General features: G+C 41.0%; 17 protein-coding genes. All 17 read left to right on the top strand.

What is annotated here, in order from left to right; translation table 11 throughout:
* Positions 1-4: 4 nt before the first annotated feature.
* Positions 5-1,567, top strand: coding sequence for a hypothetical protein (locus tag KNQ18_RS15635; protein WP_215085401.1), 1,563 nt, complete (start codon positions 5-7; stop codon positions 1,565-1,567).
* Positions 1,568-1,589: 22 nt separating this feature from the next.
* Complete coding sequence (locus KNQ18_RS15630; RefSeq protein WP_215085399.1) at positions 1,590-2,750, top strand: hypothetical protein; 1,161 nt, start codon at positions 1,590-1,592, stop codon at positions 2,748-2,750.
* 17 nt (positions 2,751-2,767) lie between these two features.
* On the top strand, positions 2,768-3,226 hold the full coding sequence (locus KNQ18_RS15625; RefSeq protein WP_215085397.1) for a hypothetical protein: 459 nt from the start codon (positions 2,768-2,770) through the stop codon (positions 3,224-3,226).
* Positions 3,227-3,246: 20 nt separating this feature from the next.
* Positions 3,247-4,341, top strand: a complete 1,095-nt coding sequence (locus tag KNQ18_RS15620; protein ID WP_215085395.1) for a hypothetical protein — start codon at positions 3,247-3,249, stop codon at positions 4,339-4,341.
* Between the two features lie 44 nt (positions 4,342-4,385).
* Positions 4,386-4,856: a hypothetical protein gene (locus KNQ18_RS15615; RefSeq protein WP_215085393.1), complete on the top strand. Its 471-nt coding sequence runs from the start codon at positions 4,386-4,388 to the stop codon at positions 4,854-4,856.
* 17 nt (positions 4,857-4,873) lie between these two features.
* Positions 4,874-5,260 (top strand): hypothetical protein, encoded by a 387-nt coding sequence (locus KNQ18_RS15610; protein WP_215085391.1) that lies wholly within the window; start codon positions 4,874-4,876, stop codon positions 5,258-5,260.
* Between the two features lie 2 nt (positions 5,261-5,262).
* Complete coding sequence (locus KNQ18_RS15605) at positions 5,263-5,967, top strand: hypothetical protein (protein WP_215085389.1); 705 nt, start codon at positions 5,263-5,265, stop codon at positions 5,965-5,967.
* Between the two features lie 325 nt (positions 5,968-6,292).
* A complete protein-coding gene (locus KNQ18_RS15600; RefSeq protein WP_215085387.1) occupies positions 6,293-6,841 on the top strand; it encodes a hypothetical protein in 549 nt (182 codons plus the stop codon).
* An 8-nt stretch (positions 6,842-6,849) separates the two neighbouring features.
* The gene (locus KNQ18_RS15595) at positions 6,850-7,587 is read left to right on the top strand and encodes a hypothetical protein (RefSeq protein WP_215085386.1); all 738 of its coding nucleotides are present in this window, start codon (positions 6,850-6,852) and stop codon (positions 7,585-7,587) included.
* A gap of 3 nt (positions 7,588-7,590) precedes the next feature.
* Positions 7,591-8,412 (top strand): hypothetical protein, encoded by an 822-nt coding sequence (locus KNQ18_RS15590; RefSeq protein WP_215085384.1) that lies wholly within the window; start codon positions 7,591-7,593, stop codon positions 8,410-8,412.
* Positions 8,413-8,488: 76 nt separating this feature from the next.
* The gene (locus tag KNQ18_RS15585) at positions 8,489-9,016 is read left to right on the top strand and encodes a hypothetical protein (RefSeq protein WP_215085382.1); all 528 of its coding nucleotides are present in this window, start codon (positions 8,489-8,491) and stop codon (positions 9,014-9,016) included.
* 25 nt (positions 9,017-9,041) lie between these two features.
* Entirely contained in the window at positions 9,042-9,524 is a 483-nt protein-coding gene (locus tag KNQ18_RS15580) for a hypothetical protein (protein WP_215085380.1), read from the top strand.
* Positions 9,525-9,555: 31 nt separating this feature from the next.
* Positions 9,556-10,521, top strand: a complete 966-nt coding sequence (locus KNQ18_RS15575; protein WP_215085378.1) for a tyrosine-type recombinase/integrase — start codon at positions 9,556-9,558, stop codon at positions 10,519-10,521.
* A gap of 12 nt (positions 10,522-10,533) precedes the next feature.
* Complete coding sequence (locus KNQ18_RS15570) at positions 10,534-10,971, top strand: DUF1617 family protein (protein WP_215085376.1); 438 nt, start codon at positions 10,534-10,536, stop codon at positions 10,969-10,971.
* Between the two features lie 89 nt (positions 10,972-11,060).
* Entirely contained in the window at positions 11,061-11,765 is a 705-nt protein-coding gene (locus KNQ18_RS15565) for a hypothetical protein (protein ID WP_215085374.1), read from the top strand.
* A gap of 146 nt (positions 11,766-11,911) precedes the next feature.
* Positions 11,912-12,625, top strand: a complete 714-nt coding sequence (locus KNQ18_RS15560) for a hypothetical protein (protein WP_215085372.1) — start codon at positions 11,912-11,914, stop codon at positions 12,623-12,625.
* Positions 12,626-12,697: 72 nt separating this feature from the next.
* The coding region (locus KNQ18_RS17450; protein ID WP_215085370.1) for a phage tail tape measure protein at positions 12,698-20,833 on the top strand (8,136 nt) is incomplete at its 3' end.

Raw genomic sequence — 20,833 nt, 5'->3', positions numbered from 1 at the left:
ATATATGTCAGAAGAAAATGCATCAGAAAAATTGAATAGTCACGAAGTAAGCTCTTTGTTCGATTATTCATTTTCGAACCAAGGTTTTTTTAGTTACGACGAAAATCCTGATACGGTCAAACGATACATCAAAGACCCTATGACACATTACAAAGAGCTTCGACGCATCTCGCGCAAACTTTACTCTTCAAACGGTGTCTATACGAACGTCGTCGATTACATGACAGCTCTTGCTACTCTTGATCGTGTGGTTTATCCAAAAGATATCGGCGCTAAGAAAGCTCCTAAATCAAAAAAGAAGTTAAACAAACAACGAACAGAGCAGTTCTTGGATCAGATTCGAGACAAAGCATTTATGCGCGATGTCATACATGGCGGAAACATCGAAGGTGAATACTTCGCTTACCTCCGCATGGAAAACAATCAGATCATCGGGAAAACGATGTCCGATATGGACGTCAACCGTATTTCAGAGATCAACGACGCGGACTTAGACTTCAGCGCTTCTCTTATGCCACTTCCTACTGACTATTGCCGAATCGTTGGACGAAGAAATAGTTCGTATGTCGTCGCATTCGATTTAGCCTACTTTGATGGGTTAATGGAGAATAAAACACAGGTTTTAAAGACTTATCCGAAAGAGTTTATGGCCGGTTATAACGAATATCGTCGCGCTCGTAAGTCAGACGGCAAGTGGATGGTACTTGATATCAATAAGACATTCACGATTAAACTCCGGGCAAAGATTTCTGAACCACATGGTCGTCCTATTGGTCTAGCAGCGTTCAAGAATATGACGTACCAAGATACGGTACTCGAAACGAAACAACGCACCCTAGACGAAGTAAACGGTGAACTCTTGATTCAGACATTCCCGGAAGGTGAGAAAAAAGGTCAATCTTCTCTCTCTCAAGCACAGCAACAGAAACAGCATGCTTTTGTGCGAGATGCAGTCGGATCTAAACGAACGACTACTGGTACGCGAGTTATCTCGGTTGCTGCAGGAACAAAGATTGAACGGATGGCTGCGAATACGGACATCTTAAAAATCAATGAGGATCACACCGGAATGGTTTCAGCAGACTTAGGTTTTGCTTCTTCTTTACTGAATGGTAAAGACGGAAACTATTCGTCACAACAAGGCAACAGTTCGTTAGTCGCTGCACAGGTTTTCCAAACTATTGAACAAGCTGAGTATGAGCTAAACAAGTTGATCAACGCGAATGTCGTCACTGACGAACGTATGGCAGTTAAGGTCAACTACTTACCTACGACTCACTTGAACCGAAAAGACCAAGTTCAGAACGCTAAAGAATTGTATACGCTAGGTCGCGGATCCTTGATTGCTTGGGTCGCTGCTACTGGTATGAATCCAGATGTCTACATGGCACTGATGGATTACGAGTTAGAGAACGATTTCGAGAATAAGTATCCGGTACACCAGACAGCTTTCACCGTTACATCTGAATCAACAGATGGAGAAGATAAAGGTGGTCGTCCTGAAGAGGAAGACACAACGAATCCTTCTACCCTCAAGAATAAGACGAATGGCTCTGGCCAAGAGTGATTCTGAAGGGAGGTGAAAATACTTGAAACAAATCCTCGAATTGTCAGCTGAAGACATTAGAACAGGGCAACGCAAGATTAAGATCGTGTTGCACGAGATTTACGAGTCTGAATCCCTTTGGAACAAGAACGGGATTACATGGCTCAATCCTTACGTCGAACAGCAAATTAAAACAGCTATCGGAACTCCGTTTGTAGCGGAGTTTTTTGATTCAGAGCAAGACATGCCCGTAGGACATGGAAAGCAATTAATCGTTGATGGCAATTTGCTATTCGAGAATTCAACCGTTGTCGGTCTTATTAACGACGCTTATGTCGAACGAGTCGATGTGAATGGCAAATCCATTCTAGCTGCTGTCGCTGAAGGTGTTCTTTATGCGAACCGCTACCCACACTTCGTCTCATGGATCGAACAACAGCAAGCTCAGGGACGCCTGATTGAATCGTCAGTCGAGATTGCAAAGAGTCCTGGAAACACTTATGTCACCTATCGTGATGGCTATAAGGAAACTGGACGAATCCCTGTTGATTATGAGTATATCGGCCACGCTATCTTAGGTATTACACCTGCCGATGACAATGCCGTTTTACTAGAATTGAACTCTCAAAAGAAAGGAGATTTGTTGATGAAAGAACAAATCGAAGCGCTTCAGAAACTTGCTGACGAACGTCTCCTAGAGATTAACGAACTTCAAGCAAAGGTCAAAGAAGCAGATGAGAAAGTCGCCGCTAAGGACGACGAGCTCAAAGAAAAAGACGCGCAAGCGGAAGCTAAGGACAAGGAGAAAGAGGAAGAAATGAATGCCCTCGTTCTCAAAGTCAAAGAGTTAGAAGGAACTGCTACTGAGTTGAACACTGCTAAGGAAGTTGTCGAAGCTGAGCTCAACACTTACAAAGAAGCGGAAGCTGCTCAACAACTCGAAGAACTCAAAGCTGAATTCAACTCTAAAACAGCTATCTACTCGGAAGAAGAGAAAGCAACTGCTGAAGCTGAAATTAACGCTTTTGTAGAAGCTCCATCTGTTGAGTTGATGTCTGCAGCTATTCATAAACTAGATTCTACTGTTGCTCAAGCTATCTTGGCTGCTCGTACAACTGAATTGAACTCAAAAAAATCTAAATCACAAGGTATCGATGAAACAATCGTCCACACAGGCGAAGTTACAGTCGAATCACTTTATTAATCAGGAGGAAACACACTATGGCGTTCAAGCTACACACAATTGGCGGCTTCAAAGCAGTCAAAAACGACCCAACTACTGTTGCGGACGTAGCACTTATCCAAGGTCAACCAGTCATTCTCGACAAACAAGCAGGTAAATCGAAACTTCCAGTTCTCGCTGAAGCAAAAGGAAAAGAACTTCACGTTGTCGCAAACATCGATGATCAACCTTCACTCTTCGCTAAAGAAGACGTAGCTGTTGCTAAGGATTCTCACGTTCGTGCATTCCGTTTAGCTGATCTCCAAGGTCTTGAAGTCGAACTCGGTGGAAAAGCACTTGCCGATGAAGCTCGCGCAAAAGGCGACAAACTTGTTGCTGATATTACTGGCGTTTGGAAAAAAGCTGCTGACGTCACTGGTTATGCTCTCTATCTCGAAGTTACAGCAATTAATACATTAGCAGGAAAAGGCGTAGTCGCAATCGTTCGCGTCGCGTAATAATAGGAGGAATTTTTTAGATGAAACTCACTCATGAAATCAACAGCCGTATTGCTGCTGACAAATTTAAGAAAAAAGACAAAGCAGTAATCGTTGAAGTATTCAACTCTATGCTTAAAGGTGGTTCGCTTGACGCTTATGGCGCTAAAGCTGAATTGGCTGAAACACAAATCAAAGAACTTTGCGCATCTGCTGCTTCTGGAGACATCCAAGCTCGCGCTGAATTTAGCGAATTGCTTCGTTGGGTCGTCCAACCTCGTTTGCTTGAGCGCCTTGAGTTGTTCAACTTCTTAGGTCAATACAAGAAAATCGGTTATGAAGATATCCCAGTCGTTCAAACTTACAAACACTCAATCGCTGAAGCTCGTAAACAAGCTTCACAAGGTGATGTAGCGTTCGGTACGCTTGAGAAAAAAGACAGCCTCGTTGGTACGGTCACCCTCTCAACTGGTTTCGCTATCAACTATCGCGAAATGCAGAACGGAAACCTCGACAAAATCAATGAGCACGTTGATCAAGTTGTCACTGACCTCATGAACGCTGCTACTGGTTATGTTATGCGCGAATGGTACAAACAGTTCAAAGCACTTGGCGGAGTTAAATATTTCAAAGAAACAGCTGGTCTTACTAAAGCTGCTCTTGATGAAACAATCAAAGACGTAAAACGTTTCGGTAAAGTTAACCTTCTTGGTGACTACGCAATGGTTTCTCAAGTTGCTGATTACGTCGGTATCGTCCAAGCTGTCGGTACTGCTACTTCTGCTCGTATCTCTGATGCTACGCTTGACGAAATCAACCGTACTGGTCTTGTTTCTACTTACAAAGGTGCTGGAGTCGTTGAAATCCCGAACGCTTACAACCTCACTAAATTGCTTCCTGATGGATCAAACTTCGACTTGTATCTACCAGAGAACTTGTTGTTCGCCATCCCACAAGGCCAATCAGTTCCTTTCCACGTCGTCCGTCGTGGCGAAGTAACTTCGATGTCTGGAAACGATGTTGCTACTGGTCAAGAATTTGCTCGTTTCGATCTCGAAATCGGTGCCCTTGTTGACCCCTATGCTATCCAAACTGTTGGTGTCATTGCTGATACAAACCTTGAAGGAATCAAATAAGTTAACTAATAAATAATATCTTTTGAGCAAAAGGAGAGTTTTATATGGAAATCGCTATGGATAAGAAAGTCAAAGTAGAAAACCTGTGTGCATGGCCTGTCTATTTCGCACGACAAATCGGAAGCGGTGACGTCAAGATTCCTAATAACGGCGTCGCCCTTCTGACTGTCGAAGAGATCCAAGCGCAAGTATTTGGCGGGAACACATTGTTTACTGGTATTGATGGTTCTGGGACAAATGCTCGCCTATATGTTCAGGATGCTGAAGTACGGCAATTCTTGGATTTCGAAACAAAGGATGAGCAGCAAAAAGTCATGACCGAAAAAGAAATTAAGGCAATCTTAGTTCTTAAAACACAAGATAAGTTTGAGGAAAAAATCAAAGAGAACATTAAGACAGAAGCTGAAAAGGTGAAGCTTATGCAAGTCGCCCAGAAGACGAAGCTTAATGATTATGAGAAGATTCAATTCCTCGAAGAGTTCACTGAAAAGAGCTATGAATTAAAAATCAAATGATAAAGGAGTGAGTGAATGTGAACTACCAAAACGTTGTCGAAGTATTTCACTCTCAATTCGATACTCGCTCCCCTATTGATCTGGCATTACGCGAACAGTATTTCAACAATGCGCTTGCTCGATTTGAGACAAATCTGTATTCATTAAGCATTTCGGATACAGGTGAGTTTCTTGACGAGATTAGTAAACAAGAGATTTATATACTTGGTCGCTTAATGTACCTGGAGTATTTAGGTAAGGAACGAGATCGAATTAACAAAATCAGTAACGTCATCGGTAAAGACATCTCACTCACATCTATGGGCGATACAAAACGAGTTGTCCAACAACAGTATGAATCTGTCAAAGCTGACGTTGAAGAGCTAATGGTTAGATTACTTCCTACCTCTTTTGAGGATTATTAATCATGTTCGAAGTAAACGAAAAGTCTTGGTTCAGCAACCAAAACAATGACAGTTATGATCAGCTATCAGGATTCGAGCACGATGTGATTATGAGTCATACACAGCAAACAATGGCCGAAGTGATCGCCATGTCGCCTGAAACCAAGTCGGTCTCCGTTCAGCGTTACGAGAATGGGATTCCGACTAACTTTACGACACAGGTCATCATTCAGTCACAAAAAACTATGTATGACAAAAATATCTTATCTGTTTTGGGTCAGATTTATATCGGCGACTTACTATCATGCAATGGCAAGCAATATCTTGTAACCTCTCCCGCGAGAGAAAACATTTTCTATGAAGCGCATTTCGCAAGACTAGTAACTGCAACGATTGAGGTCGAAACGATCACAAAGGTAGATACAGGTAAGAAAACATCGATGGGAGCACCTATCTATATTGAAGAGAGGGTCATGAAATCTATCCCGATTGCTTTTCACGCATATGACAAAGAATCCGGTGAAGACACGTCAATGTACGCCCCAATCAATAGTCCTGAGAGTCAGCTACGCTTCATGATTCAGTTCATGCAGGGCGCTGGCATTACAAAGAATCTCAGTGAATTTAAGTTTATGAGCGTCACATATGTCGTCACATATCTCGATCATACGAATACGGAATTTGGACAACGTGGAATCGTTACTGTAGAAGCCAAACGAAAAGCGTGAGGTGATTGACGATGCACAGTAAGGTTTATGAAATCTACATAAAGACTTTAATTCCAAAGACATATAAGATTCTCCCTCTTTACGAAGAGAAAAACGATGGACTTCCTAACTATGTGGCTTCTTTGATCCTAGAGATCGAAGGAGTCCTTTATTATGTTGAGAGTTCGTCAGACAAGCAAGAAGTCGTCAGTATCATTGCTATTCTTGAGTCCGTCTATGATATCTCGCTTTTCGAAGATGTGTTAGTCGAGGATATGAAGTCAGAGGTATTCAAATGCCTTTCGATTATCAAAAGACTAATCAAACGAACGGAGAGTTACAACTAATGGAGACACGAGATTTAGCAATTGCTATCGGACAGGCATTGACTGGAGACGAAGAATTGATTCGCATCCTTCATTATGTTCCTGAATACGACGGAGACGACCCATTAAGCGAAGAAAAGCCATCATTACTCGACAATGATGATCAGGACGCTAAGTGGGAGCTCATTAATAATCACATCAAATCTACACCTAAGACAGACGACTTAACGGAAATGCCTATCGGTCGAGTGCTCTTCTTCATGGGTAGACGTGCAGGTATGGAGAGTAATCCTCAGTTCGACACACAAGATGTTGTGTTTGATGTTGTGATGCATGAAAAATATGCCGCTAACTATCAGTTAGAGATGGCGGTAGATCATCTGATTAAAACATTCAATGGTCGTCAGTTAGGTCGATTTGACCGCGCTTCTGACCAAAAGACAGGTATTGGAAGGTTTAGCTTCAGCGGTGGAGAACCAATCGGATCCATTCGTGAAGGGTATGTCGGTTATCGACTCGTATTCATCTCAGTCCTTCGTGGAACATCGAGAGAGCGATTTGTACGATGAGTAACCATATGAATCCTCATGATCGGCTCTGTTTATTAAGTGGTAATCCGCTTCAAAGAGGACATATAAAAATCCACTTCCCAACCATCGATGAGATTGTTGCCATGACGTATGAGGCGTACAACTCCATGATGGTTGTTTTTATGACCAATATGATAGATCTCTATCAAGGGTCGGGCATTCCTGAAGAACTCCTCGAGGAGTTGAACTTCCTGGATGTCGCACTTCGACAAGAAGGAGAGTTTCAAGAGATTGCGATTCGCGTCGTACAGACGTATTTCAAGCAAGAAGTTACGGATAGACTGTTTATTGGTGAAGCCGGACTATCAATCCAAGGACAACCTCTCACGAACGAGTTATGGGACAGCATACGTTTTCTGATTTTAGAAGCGAATGATCTGAATACCGAGAGTGAAGTTGATCCCGTTTTTACTAACGAGAAAGCCAAAGAGATTTGGCTGAAACAGAAGAAAGCGGAAGAAATGCGAAACAAAGTCAAGAACAAGGGTGGCGAGTCATTTGAGAATTTACTCTGTGACATCATTTCGTCAGTCTGTTCAAAATCCCATAGTGTCACTTACTTGAATGTAGGAGCGCTGAATGTATTTCAACTGAAAGACCACCTTGGGAAGCTCATCGAGATCGAAGCATATGACCTCAATATGATGTTTGCTGCTCATGGTGCGGAAATCAAAGACAATAAACACTGGTCGGAATCTAAATCCGATACAAATGGAGGAAAATAACCAATGAACCAACATGCATTACGCGATATCGTCGATTTAACGTTCTGGGAAACAGACGCTCAAGGTAAAGAATTCCCTGCTTTCGTAATCGACTCACTTAAATCTGCATCAATCGAAGGATCTGCTGAAGCAACTGACCTTCGAGGTGGACGCGGTAACGGTCTCTATACAATCTTCGAATCACAACGTGACGTCAACATCACTTGTACTGACGCTCTCTTACTTCCTGAATTGTTCGCTGCTCGTATGGGTACTTCTTTAAAACAATTCTCTGCAAGCGATAAGGGTGTTATTCGTAAAACAAACAACCTTGGTGCTCCTAAGCAATCTGGATCTGGTGTCTTCTCTATTGCCATCAATGGAACTCCTAAAACTCCCGCTGACATGCTTGCCTACATCACAATCAATGGCACACGTAAAGCTCTTGCTTATACAGCTACTGCTGTAACATCTACTGACGCTGGTAAATTCTCTTATGATTCCGCTACTAGCTCAATCAAAGTTCCAAACTCTGAGCTACCTGCTGACGCTAAAGTTACAGTACACTTCGAAATGGAAGTCGCTGTTGGAGAGCAAATCGTTGTCTCTGATGACAAGTTCGCTAACAAAACGTACCGTGTTACTGGTGACTTCTTCTCTCGTATCGTTTCAGGTTCTCAAGAAATTGAAGCTCCAGCTCAAGTTGAAATCCCACGTGCGAAATTCGATTCTGCTTTTAACTTAGCGTTTGCTCCAGATGGCGATCCAGTAAACTTTGAGTTCAAACTTCGCGCGCTTAAACGCCCTGGCTCAAAAGAACTCATCAAAATCACAATGTATCAATAATTAAAACAATTAATATGGGACGGACACTCAATCATGGGTGTCCGTTACTTTCTTATGAGATAAAGGAGAGGTTGATATGACAGCGCAAGCACCACTTAAGGTCGTTATGACAGACTTCGATAAGCTGAATCAACTATACAATCAGACGGAACGTGTTTGGTTGAAAGAAAATGAGATTTTTATCGACATCTACCCTACTTTTGCACCGACACGAATCGATAAGATTTTGAGTGAAATCTTTGGTGTAGTTGACCAAATTCAGAAACTAGAAATCGAGGACATGTTAGAGCCTGAGTTCATGGATCATGTCATCATGACACACGTTATCCGCGAATTTACGACTCTCGATTATCCAGAGGATTTCGAAGCGTTCACAGTCGATAAGTTGATTTACTTCATGCAACACCTGACAGGTAATGAATACTACGAGAAAATCTCACTTTCTTTCCCTCAAGACGAAATCCAAAAAGTCTACGAGCGGATGACTGGAAGATTTAAACAGATTGCTGAAATGAGTCACGCACAGAAAATGATCAACGAGATTCAACAGCAGTTCCCGATTCTTAACGAAGAGGTAGCTCGCTTACAACTAGACAATGACTGATATTCAAATCCGAAACGAAAAGGATATGTTGATCGCATTAAAAAACGCTCCATTTAAAGCAATTGTTCGCCACGAGAAGTATTCCAAAGTACTCAAACGCATCGTCACTCAAGTGGTCGAGGAACACGTTTATGAACGCTATTCTCCTACTCAGTACGAACGTCGTTACTCAAAGGTAATTGGCGGTCGCGGTGGACTTGCTTCAGAACAAAGCATCAAAGTCGTTTTTGATCCACAGAAGAAAACGATCACGACAACCAACATGGCAATGGGTCGTAACTATGATGCGATTCATAATATGTACACGAACAACAATACGTACCTGACACCGATCATTGAGACCGGGCAAGGCTACACCTGGGAGAAGAGTTGGATTTATAAGAACAAACTCTCACGACCATTTATGAATGAAGTCCTCAAGGAAGTTACGAAATACTTCCCTATGCTGATTCAGCAACGAGGTTTCAACAACACAGATAATAAAGTCACGCAGGAGAACCCATCTTAGGTACTCCTTTTTTTGACGGAAAGGCAAAGTCATGAAACAAGAAAACAAGCTTACTATCGTTACCGAAGACATGTGGGAACAGGTTAATGAATTTAATCAAGAAGTAGCTAAACAATTTTTAGATCAATTACATCTTTCTCCCCACACATTAAAGCAGTATCGAAGCGGTGTCCGTCAGTTCTTTTGGTGGGTTAAGAAATATGCAATGAACAAACCGTTATATAAATTAAAAGCACGTGATGCTCTTGGATATCAGAACTTTTTAATTAAACAAGGTCTAGGATCTGCAGCTATTAAATTTAAACGCTCAGTCGTTTCAAGTATGTGTGGATTTGTCGAATTGTATTACGAAGACGACTATCCATCATTCCGAAACATCTTTTCTCGCGCAATCCCTTCTGTTCCGAATACAAAGATCAATGAGAAGAAGCCCCTGACAGTTGAAGAACTTCAAAATCTTAGTAATGAGCTAGAACGCCGAGAAGACTGGCAAAAGCTTGCCTATCTCTGGTTTACCTACTCTACAGGTTGCCGTCGCTCTGAATCTTCTCAAGTTAAGAAAGAAGTCGTTACTTACGAACCAGCTAAAGAAGGTGCAAACTTTTACCGGACGCATCCGATTCGTGCAAAAGGTCGCGGATTAGAAGGTAAGGTTCGAGAGTTTACATTCGATGAACGGGCTATGGGATACATGAAGAAATGGCTTGAGGTACGCGGAGAAGATGACGTCGAAGAGTTATTCGTTAGTCGTCGTGGTCAAAAAGTCGCTCCACTTCAACCTGCAGCTTTCAATGATTGGTGTCGAGATGTATTTGCTCCTATCGTTGGTCGTCGGGTTCACCCTCACTTATTTCGTTCTAGTCGTGCAACGAATGCAGCGGTTCACGAAGGAAAAGACATCAATCAGATTGCTGCTTTACTTGGACACAATGACATTTCTACAACACAAATCTACATCGTAGATGAATCTAAGGACGATGTATCAGGATTATTCTAAGGAGGACTCACGATGAAGGAATTAACGTTTAAGAAAGTCGAACTGGAAGCATTAAATAAATTATTGCTCTCATTCAAATTAAAAGGGAAACCTAGTCGTCTTCGGATGCGAATTGTTCGTTTAGTTCAAGAAACAATGGACGAATTTAAAAAAGATCATCATCGTCTCATTGATGAATATGCTCTTAAGGATGACAAAGGCGACTTTGTACTTATCAAAAAAGAATACAACGGTGAGATGCAAGAGTTCCATGACTTTGACGACGAACAAGGATTCAAGAAAGAGTATGCTACTCTCAACAGTGAATTGTTCATTATTGATACAGAAAAGTATAAGGAAGAGCTATTTGTCATTCTGACAGCTATCGACGAGAATGAAGAAGTTCTTAGTGGTCAAGAAGCTATCATTCACGATCTAGTTTATGAAAAAATTAGCGATGCCCTAGCCTAACATTATTACCCTAATCTATTAAAATACCGATTTTAACTCCCAATTTCAGGTTAAAATGGAATTATGACTTACAGATAAGGGGAAATGATATGAAAGATTTTATTAGCAAAAAACAATCATTAACACTAACAAAGATGTTATTAGTAACGTTAACGTTAACATTAATGTTAACAATAACGTTAATGTTACCAAGTCCGACAAGTGCAGCTTCAAAAGAGTATGAGATTTATAAAAAGATAAAGACAGGCATGACGGCTACAGAAGTTTCAAAACTTATCTATGGAAAAAGCTATAAAAAACATCTAGAAAAGTTTCTTGGAGTTACAACTTTTAATAGCGAGCCTACATACGCGGATGTTAGAGACGGTAGACATGTGTATGAATTTGGTTTTTTCGAGTCCGAACGCAAAATTGATGACTCTTCTATTTTTAATATCTCCATCGGTCTGTTTTCAAAGAAAAACGGTAATACGCTTTATGTAGGTTATAAAAATTATCAACCAGAAAACACTTCTGAAACTAGACTTTATAAGGGCAAAAAGCCGACTTTAGGAATGAGTATAAAGCAACTAGATAATATTGCTTATGGGAAGAAGTTAGGCACGTATTATGATCACACTTATGAAAATATGACTTTCCTAAAGTTTTTAGATAATAAAGGTAAAAATATTCACCCTGATAAGAAAACCAGAGTAAGTTATCTGTTAAAGAGCTACGACAAGAAAACAAACTATCATGTATATTTGGAATATAACTACAAGAAGAAAGAATACTACGTAACAATGATTTTCTAAACACTTACCTGCGGGTTAGTGTTTTTTTGTTCCTTAATAACTTAAGAGCAGAAAATCAATATTCCCCTTATATGCTAAAAAACGGATTTTAGTTGTTATTTATAGGGTAAAATATTTGTATAAATTGCAGATAAGGGGATATTCTTATGAATTCCAATGCTAACAAAAGACACTCATTAACATTATCAAAAATGTTAACAAAAACATTAGCATTAATATTAACGTTAACATTATTATTATCAGTAACATTAATGTTACCCAATTCAGCAAGTGCGGCATCAAAGGAATATGAGGTCTACAAGAAGATAAAGCCTGGTATGACAGTGACCGAAGCTGCTAAATTGATTTACGGTAAGACCTATAAGAAGCACCTTAAAAAAGAGTATGGTGCTACAGTCTTTAATAAAACACCGCTTTATCGAGACGTATCTAGCACAATTACTAACTATGAATACGGTTTTTATGTGCATGATAAGAAGAGCAAAAGTATGTATTCTCATAAACTTGGCTTAGGTCTTTTTAATAAGAAAGGCACAAAGTCTTTGTATGTAGGATGGAAAAGCTATGCTCCTTCTGAGCCATCTGCTAAAAAATTCTATAAAGGTAAGAAACCTAAGTTTGGCATGACTATCAATCAGATTGATAAGATGGTCTCCGGGAAAGGTTTCGGTGTCTTTGATCATTTATATTATGAAGACCTAACAAAATTCGGTCATGTCGATAAGAAGAAAAATAATATGTTCCCTAATAAAACAGGATGGATTTACTACCGAGCAAAAAGCTACAGCGGTAAGACAGACTACCTTCTCTTCTTCCGATATGACTACAAAAAGAAAACTTATATCTACTCAGAATCATAATTTAGAGCGCTGACCTTAGGGTTGGCGCTTTTTTATTTATCAAAAAATTTACGAATAAAAGGCGGTTTTTACATGGCACAAAGTCCATACAATTACTCACTTGTCATGAATTTCGACGTTGATAAAGCCGCAGCCAAACAAAATGTGGCTGAAGCAATCAAAGACATTCAAAAACAAGTCGCTAAGGTGAATCTCGTTTTCACCGCTGATACGAAGAACTTTGAGGCGATTATGAAGTCGATGACAGAGGACATTGAGGACGCAATTGCCAAGCAAACAAAGAAAATCGTCACAGTATACACGTCAGCACTTAAGGGTGCTCATCGAGAACATCGGCAAGCTGTCACACAGATGTTGCGAGAAATGGAATCAGCAGCAAAACAATCTCGTAAGACCATCGAAAATATCTTCAAAGAACCCGTAAAAATTAATACTACCCTGAGGAGCACACAACCTGTCTCTCCCGGTACACCTACTCGAAAACCGACTGCTCAGCCTCAAAACAAAGAACAGATTGATATCTCTGGTCAAACAGAAAAGATCTATCGAGACATTGCTGAAGTTGAGCGAAATATCAAAGCGGCCGGAGGACGAATTAAGAAGACCCTATCTAAGAATCTAGGAAACGGTCTCTTGAACGGGTTTGAAGTTGAGTTTGCCGATGTATTCGGAAACGTAAAGAAAGAATTTTATAAGTTCGAGGATATGCTTGATGAATCAAGTCAGGAAATTGTTCAAGTCCTTCAGAAGTCGAACGAAGTTATTCGTAAAGACTACGACAAGGTAAACAAAGAGCAAGAAAAACTGGTGAAGCATCAGCAAGTAATCAATGAACAGATTGAAAAGTACAAGAAAGCTCGCTTTAACAACAAAGGTGATCGAACTGAATTAGAGTCAGAAATGAAGACAATACAGAAGCTTATGGACTCTCTCAACTTCAATAATGCCGATGATTTCACAAAAATCGAAGAAGCATTGACTCGCGTAGAAGAAAAAGGACGCAAGTTAGCAGACGTGTTCGATCAGAAACAAATGATGAAAACTGTCCGTAAAGAAGCGGACGAACTTAATAGTCTCATGGCTAACCTTGAGCGCTCTGGTGTCAAACTAGGTAAGAACCGAGAGAAGTTGATGAAAGACCTTGAGAAGCAGATGAGTGATGCTTCTTCTGTAGACGAAAAGAAAGCAGTCGAGCAGAAGATTCGTGCGATGAAAGCTGCATTCCAACAGATTCCTGCAGCGCTTGCTCGTGTCGATTGGTTAGAAGCACAAGGATTACTTCCTGACAAAGAAATCAAGAAGCTTCGTGAGCGCATTCGTAAGTCTGTCACGCCTGAGAATAACTCAGCTATTTTCTTTGATATCAATGCAGCGGCAGCTGATATCCGCATCCTAAAAGATGTCGAGCGTTATATGCGTCGTATCAATGACTTAGAACTGCAAGGTGCTTACGCTGGTATCGATCCAGCTAAGATTCAACAGATGAAACAACAGCTTGCACAGTTGACTCTTGACCCTAAAGGAACAGGGATCAACGAGTTTAAGCAAGAGTTTGGCGAACTGCTTCGCGGAATGACTGGTACAGAAAAAGAGTTCAGTAGTAAAAAGCAGCAGATGGTCAACGGTCTTAATGATATTCGGGACAAGATAAATCTTACCGAGAAGGAATTAAACGACTTAGATAATTTGGAAATCCGCATTAACAACGCTGAAACTTTATCTGAATTAGATGAAATTCGACGTGACGTTAAAAAGACAAAGAATGATATCGAGTCGATTCACTCTGGCGGGACTGGACAAGTCGGAGACAAAAACAAGATCAAAAGTTTAATCGCGAGCCAAGAGTCTGTTCTTGCAGAAATTCGGCAATCGTTCAGTCGAGGACTCAAAGGAAGTCGGAAGAAGCTATACGATGACCTCCAAGGAGAACTAGCTGAAGCGAAGAGACAAATGCAGGATGCAATTAATAATGGTAAACCTTTAGTCTTTAAGGTTATCGATAAGAACGGCAACGAAGAGTTGCGCTCTTACGCTGATCATCTAGCAGACATCCGATCTCGTGCAATTAGCTTAAAGAATGAAATCAAAGATCTTCGCGGTGCAACAGATACTGTTGGATATGCAATGCGTACAGCGTTCGAGAAGTTCCCTGTCTGGATGGCTGCATCGACGGCATTCTATGCGCCTATCCAAGCGTTGCAATCAATGTATCAAGTCATCATGGAAGTCGATACGCAGATGACAAACTTGAAACGTGTCATGAACGCAGACACGAACTTCGATGAGATTCTTCAAGGGAATATCGATCTTGCGAAAGAGCTAGGTAAGACAGTTACAGATATCAACTATGCGATGGAAAACCTCGCTAAATCTGGCGACTATACTGTTCAACAGCTACAAGCATTAACGAAGACAGCTACGATTGCTTCAAACGTATCTGATTTGTCACCTGAAGAAATGTCATCTACTATGATCACTGGTATGAGTGTCTTTAACATCGAAGCTGAAAAATCAATAGAGATCGTAGATCGCCTCAACGAAGTTGACAATCAGTTCCCGACCACAGTTAAGGATCTTGCAACAGGTATGGGTAAAGCTGCAGCCGCAGCAAATCTATATGGAGTTAGTATCGATGAGTTAATCGGTTATATGACTGCAATTCAAGAAGTTACACGTGACAGCGGCGCAACTGTAGGTAACTCATTAAAGACAATTTTTTCCAGAATTACAATGGGTGGCTCTGTAGAAGCCCTCAAAGAAATTAATGTTGCTGTTTACGAAGCAGATGGATCAACTCGTAAGTTCGGTGACATTATGAGTGACCTCTCTAAAAAATGGGATACTCTTTCAAATGCTCAACAACAAACCATCGGTAAGCAATTAGCTGGTGTGCATCAACTCACCCGTTTCGTTGGTTTGATGCAAAACTATGACACAGCATTAAAAGCTACAACCGCTTCAGAAAACTCACAAGGATCAGCATTACAAGAGAATGCACGTTATCTTGAATCTGCTCAAGCAAAAGTCAACTCACTTGAAGTAGCATGGCAAGAATTCGCTCTTACAGCATCTAAATCGATTATGATGGACGGAATCGTTTTCGGTGTAAACGCACTCAAAGATATGACAAATGCTTTGAACGCATTGATTAGTATGGATCCATCGAAAGGAAATCTTTTCTTAGGAATAGGTATGCTGACTGCTGCAATGGGTGGCCTAGCGACACTGATGAATCCTACTCTTCGTGGCTTCGCTACTCAAGGTGGCGCATTAGATTTCTTAAAAGAAAAACTATCTGTAGTAACAGCGGAGTATAAGTCTCAAACGCATGAAATCATGCGAAACAAGGAAGCTAGTGTCGCTTCGACCACTCAAACAACTCAATCTATCTCGATGATGGATCGACTAAAGGCTGGGACAGGAACGGCTAAGACCGGATTCTCAGCTCTACGTGTAGCAGTCGGAGGGTTTACACGATCTCTCGGGGCTATGCTTTTAACTACTGGTGTTGTCGGAATTGCATTGGCAGGAATTTCAGCAGCTATTGGATTCGTAGCAAAAAAATTCATGGATTCAAAAAACGTTGCCGCTGAAGCGGAAAAGAAATTCAATGCTCAAGTTAAGACTTATCAAGACAACAAAGATTCAATTGATGAGCTAGTTGATCGATATGAAAATCTTAAAAATAAGACAAATCGAACACTTGAAGAGACTGATCTGTTTTATCAAACTCAAAAACAACTCGGTAACTACATGCCAGAACTTGTTGCAAAAGTTGACGAGCAAGGTCGTACTCACTTGGCCACTTCTATTTCAATCAAGAAACATGTTGAAGAACTTAAGAAGCTTGAAGAATTAAAAGCTCAAGAGAAAATCAACAAGAAGAAAACTGGTCTTGATGAAACGGAAAAAGAAGTCGAGAAATTAAAGAAACTTGAAGAGCAGAACAAAAAAGCGGCTAAAGCAGCTAAAGAACTTATTGCTGAGCAAAATAAGAATGGCAATAAATTTAGCAACACCGGAGAAGCGTACCAAAATGCGATGCCTAAGAAATCACAAGATGACAGTTCGGCAGACCGTCTTAAGGCTGACAACGCTAGAGTTCAAACAGAAAGTCAACTTGCTCTTAAGAGCGCTGAAATCAAGAAGTCGAAACAGGAAATCTTTAATCTAGAGCGTAAGCAAGAAGCTGGCTATTACTCAATGAATAAAGAACAGCGAGCAATGATTGATCTGATTCTCGATCAAATCGATGGTGCTGAGCTTTACGGGAAGAAAAACAAAGAGTCGCTAGAGACAATCTCAGAAATCAAAGGTCTTATCCAAGATACTGCGGATGCAATGAAGAACATCAAGCCATTTGATGAGCAGTTGTTCAAGGCTGGAGATCGTTCAACACAGTTAACGATGATTCGTGAAAGCGCAACTTCTTCTATTAATGAAATTAAGCGATTAATTGCTGTTAAGGAAGAACTTTCAAACAAAGATTTTCTTAATACCGCTGAATTGACTCAATTCAACACTGCTGACAACCAGATTAAACAGCTTCAAGAAACAACAAATAAATACATCCCTACTATCAACTCTATGGGTTATAGCTTAGGCGCTGCTGATATGAAGCTTCTTCAAACTTCTAATTCTATGGGCGAATCCCAAAAAGCGGCTCTTAATGTCGCGGCGGCGATGGATCAAGCTGCTGATGGTATGGATAATGTTTCTGATTCAGCCGACCTAGCAACTGTTGGGTCAGCCACTCTAGCTGAACAATTAGGATATTCTGATGAAGAATTCCGGTCAATCACTGACCGTATCCAAGGGTATAATGACATCTTACTTCAAGCCGCAAATGGTCATGCTATTACCGCTGAAGAAATGATGAACCTCGTCATGAAGATGCCAGAACTTGCTTCTGCATTTAAAGTTCAAAATGGCGCAATTAAGCTGAATGTCGATGCAGTCGAGACGCTTCGGAATGCTCAATTAGCCCAGTTCAAAGATAAGGTTCAACAGCAAAAACTCGAACTTCTTAATGGTTTAGCAGAGTCGAAAAACTTCGCAATGGTTGCCGGGAGTAAAATTAAATCCATTAAATCTGTTGCCGATGCAGAATTACTTTTGGTTGAAGTAAAACGTCAACAAATCAAAGCGCTTCAAGAATTAGATAAAGCAGATCCAAACAATCGTGGTATTATGCATGGTTACGATGTGTACACACGTACTGACGGTGGCGCATATGCAACATACGTAAATCAGATTAATCAGGTTCTTGGGCAAATCAAGGCGCTTGATTCAGCCGCAGGTATTATCACAGAAGGTATGGGCGCATCAATCAAAGATCTGAACAAGGCGAATAAAGCTGCTGAGAAGCAGAATAAATCGACTACTAAGACGGAGAAAGATAAGCAGACAACCCTCTCTAATTCAGTCTACTTAACAAACAAATACACCGAGGCGATCGATAAAGCGACTCGCGCTTTGGAGAAACAGCAGAAACGTCGAGAGAAATATGCAAAAGGTTCTCGTGCCTATGGAGAAGCGATCAAGAAAGAAATCGCTCTTCTTAACAAGCAGATTGCTGCTACGAAAGCATACGAAAAAGCTCTTGAAGATGCGAACAAGAAGAAAAAGCTTATCCCTACTACAGGTGTATCTAATGGCGAAGTCACTTATGTCGTCGATAAAGACGGCAAAGTTAAAGCAGTATACCAACCTAAAGACAATACCTATAAAGCGCCTAAGAGCAGCAAAGGGAAAGGTTCTAGTGGTGGCGGTTCTAAGAACACGAAATCCTCCGGCAAAGGCGGATTCGTTAAGACTGGATCTAAGAAATTAGCTGGTTGGAATGGGACAAATTCACCATGGGGTCTTAAACGGACGATCAATGGTAAAACATGGACTCATGAAGGTATCGATTTGGCTGGTCGTACTGGTGATCGTCTGGATTCGCGTGTCAATGGTACTGTTGTTCATGCTGGTGGAGCCAATGCTGCATGGGGCGTTCCTTGGCAGTATGGAAATTGTGTTGTTATTCTCTCAGGAAAATATCTTCACTTCCATGCTCACTTAAGTCAAATTTCAGTTAAAACAGGACAAAAAGTCGGTGTCGGTCAAAAGATTGGTGAAATCGGTAGCACCGGGAACTCTACTGGAGCTCATCTTCACTATGAAATTCGACCGTATAACCCAAATCGTAAAGATGGACGCAGGTCTCGTTGGGGAGAAGATATTAATCCTACTAACTCTGCTAAATCTGCTCGGACTGGTAAAAAGACTACTTACAAATATGTTCCTAAGAAATCGGGTGCAAAAGCTTCTTCAGCTTCTTCATTCAACTCAACTCCTTCACGAAGTGGTGGACGTATTGAACTTGGTGGTAAAGCTTCCTACAGTGGTTCTGGTGGATTTACAGCAATGGCCGTTTCGACTAAGAAAAAGCCATTATCTTACCTAAATCGTTCTACAAACAAGATTAAAAGAGGAACACCCGGAGGGTTACTTAAAGGTCAAGAAGCTCTATATGAGCAACTTGGTAAAAAGTACGGTGTTGATCCTGTTCTTGCGATGGCTATTTCTATGGCTGAAACTGGACGAGGAACAAGTAATGGTATCCGCACTTATAAGAACGTTGGTGGAATGCTAGACCCAAAAACAAACTGGACGAAGCATATTAAGTTTGACAACTTAAAACAAGGTATCGATTCTCATATTCGAAACCTCTCTCGTAACTATAAGGGCATGACTCTTCAGCAGATTCAGAAAAAATATGCTCCTAGTGGTGCAAAGAATGATCCGAACGGCCTGAATAATCATTGGCTTAAAAACGTCACATATTTCTATAACGAAATGTTTGCTGCAGCTGGAACAAAATCTAAGCCGAGCTCAAATAAATCGAAGAAACCGAAGACAGAAAGCGAAGCAAAAAAACAAGCGAAGAAGAAGGAACAGTTAGCTAGAGAGAAAGAAGCTCTTGCCAACCAGAAAAAAGCCGAAGAAGAGATGGAAAACGCTCTTGCCGAGCAAGTTGATCTACGGTCTCAGTACTACTTAGAACTGTTCACTAACCGCGCTGACATGGTTCGTAAAGCATATGAGGAATTCAATAAAGAAGAAGAAGATTTGAGAGCAAAAAGAGATCGGATGAGCGGTTCAACCGAAAGCGGCGTGAAGATGGATGAAAAAATTCTTACAAACGCTAAGAAGCAACGGATCAAGGTTGAGCAAGAAATCTCTCAGATTACTAAGGATTTAACAGGTAAGGGTGCAAAATATCTTACAGCTGCTCGCCGTGAGGAGTTATTACAACGTAAGAAGGACTTAAAACATACACTCAAACAAGAGAAGTATGAAGAACTGGATGCTCTTGCTGAATTACTTCGTGATAAAGCTGCCCTACGTGCTCGTTTAGAAACGGTTCAAGGAAATAAGTATACGAAGCGCAATGCCTACCTAGACCGTAAGAAATCGACACTCGTCGGGGAGTCGAATACAGATCAGATCAAGGAATACCGCTATACGGTAGAACAGGAGAAGAACACACGTAAGCTGTTTGCAATCAAGAAGCGGGCAATGGATTACGAGGTTAAGAAGCTTGAGGAAGTACGGAAGAAATACGGTCGTACTTCTCAAATGTATAAAGACCAGTTCGAACTCGTTCGAAAGTACTCGGAAGAATTGATGGGATTAGAACAATCGATTATTGAATTGAATAATGCCCAACGCGAAATGCTCGAAGGGCAAGCTGACCACATCATCGACACGCTCAAGGAAGCAATTGAACAACGACGGGACGCTGAAATCAAAGCAATCGAAGAAGTCGAAGAAAAGCGGATGCGTTCTTATGATATCGCTTTAAACAAAGCTCGACACGCCCATGAAGCGAAGATGAAACAGATGGAAGAAGAGCAAGACAAGTACAATAAGTTCGTAGATGAGCGCTTAAAAGCTATGGATAAGGAAGATGATTCTCATTCAAACAAGAAACAAATGGACGAGTTTGCTAAAAGTGAAGCTGATCTTCGCAAGCAAATCAACCGACTAGCACTTGATGATTCTTATGAAGCGAAAGCAAAGCGGAAAGAACTCCTGAAACAACTCGAAGACCTTGAGAAAGAACGTACTGACTATTTGTATGACCGCAATCGTGATAAGCAACGTGAAGCTCTTGAAGATGAGCGTGATGCTTATAACAAGAACATGGACGAGAAAAAA

The organism is Exiguobacterium sp. s78 (genome assembly GCF_018618985.1).
Lineage (GTDB): Bacteria > Bacillota > Bacilli > Exiguobacteriales > Exiguobacteriaceae > Exiguobacterium_A > Exiguobacterium_A abrahamii.
Note: the sequence above shows the minus strand (reverse complement) of the source record. Positions and strands in the feature narration are given on the sequence as shown.

What these genes read in the sequence shown, in the direction of transcription:
- KNQ18_RS15635 (WP_215085401.1), top strand. Translation starts at nt 5, where the DNA reads ATGTCAGAAGAAAATGCATCAGAAAAATTGAATAGTCACGAAGTAAGC.
- KNQ18_RS15625 (WP_215085397.1), top strand. Translation starts at nt 2,768, where the DNA reads ATGGCGTTCAAGCTACACACAATTGGCGGCTTCAAAGCAGTCAAAAAC.
- KNQ18_RS15620 (WP_215085395.1), top strand. Translation starts at nt 3,247, where the DNA reads ATGAAACTCACTCATGAAATCAACAGCCGTATTGCTGCTGACAAATTT.
- KNQ18_RS15615 (WP_215085393.1), top strand. Translation starts at nt 4,386, where the DNA reads ATGGAAATCGCTATGGATAAGAAAGTCAAAGTAGAAAACCTGTGTGCA.
- KNQ18_RS15605 (WP_215085389.1), top strand. Translation starts at nt 5,263, where the DNA reads ATGTTCGAAGTAAACGAAAAGTCTTGGTTCAGCAACCAAAACAATGAC.
- KNQ18_RS15600 (WP_215085387.1), top strand. Translation starts at nt 6,293, where the DNA reads ATGGAGACACGAGATTTAGCAATTGCTATCGGACAGGCATTGACTGGA.
- KNQ18_RS15595 (WP_215085386.1), top strand. Translation starts at nt 6,850, where the DNA reads ATGAATCCTCATGATCGGCTCTGTTTATTAAGTGGTAATCCGCTTCAA.
- KNQ18_RS15590 (WP_215085384.1), top strand. Translation starts at nt 7,591, where the DNA reads ATGAACCAACATGCATTACGCGATATCGTCGATTTAACGTTCTGGGAA.
- KNQ18_RS15585 (WP_215085382.1), top strand. Translation starts at nt 8,489, where the DNA reads ATGACAGCGCAAGCACCACTTAAGGTCGTTATGACAGACTTCGATAAG.
- KNQ18_RS15580 (WP_215085380.1), top strand. Translation starts at nt 9,042, where the DNA reads ATGTTGATCGCATTAAAAAACGCTCCATTTAAAGCAATTGTTCGCCAC.
- KNQ18_RS15575 (WP_215085378.1), top strand. Translation starts at nt 9,556, where the DNA reads ATGAAACAAGAAAACAAGCTTACTATCGTTACCGAAGACATGTGGGAA.
- KNQ18_RS15570 (WP_215085376.1), top strand. Translation starts at nt 10,534, where the DNA reads ATGAAGGAATTAACGTTTAAGAAAGTCGAACTGGAAGCATTAAATAAA.
- KNQ18_RS15565 (WP_215085374.1), top strand. Translation starts at nt 11,061, where the DNA reads ATGAAAGATTTTATTAGCAAAAAACAATCATTAACACTAACAAAGATG.
- KNQ18_RS15560 (WP_215085372.1), top strand. Translation starts at nt 11,912, where the DNA reads ATGAATTCCAATGCTAACAAAAGACACTCATTAACATTATCAAAAATG.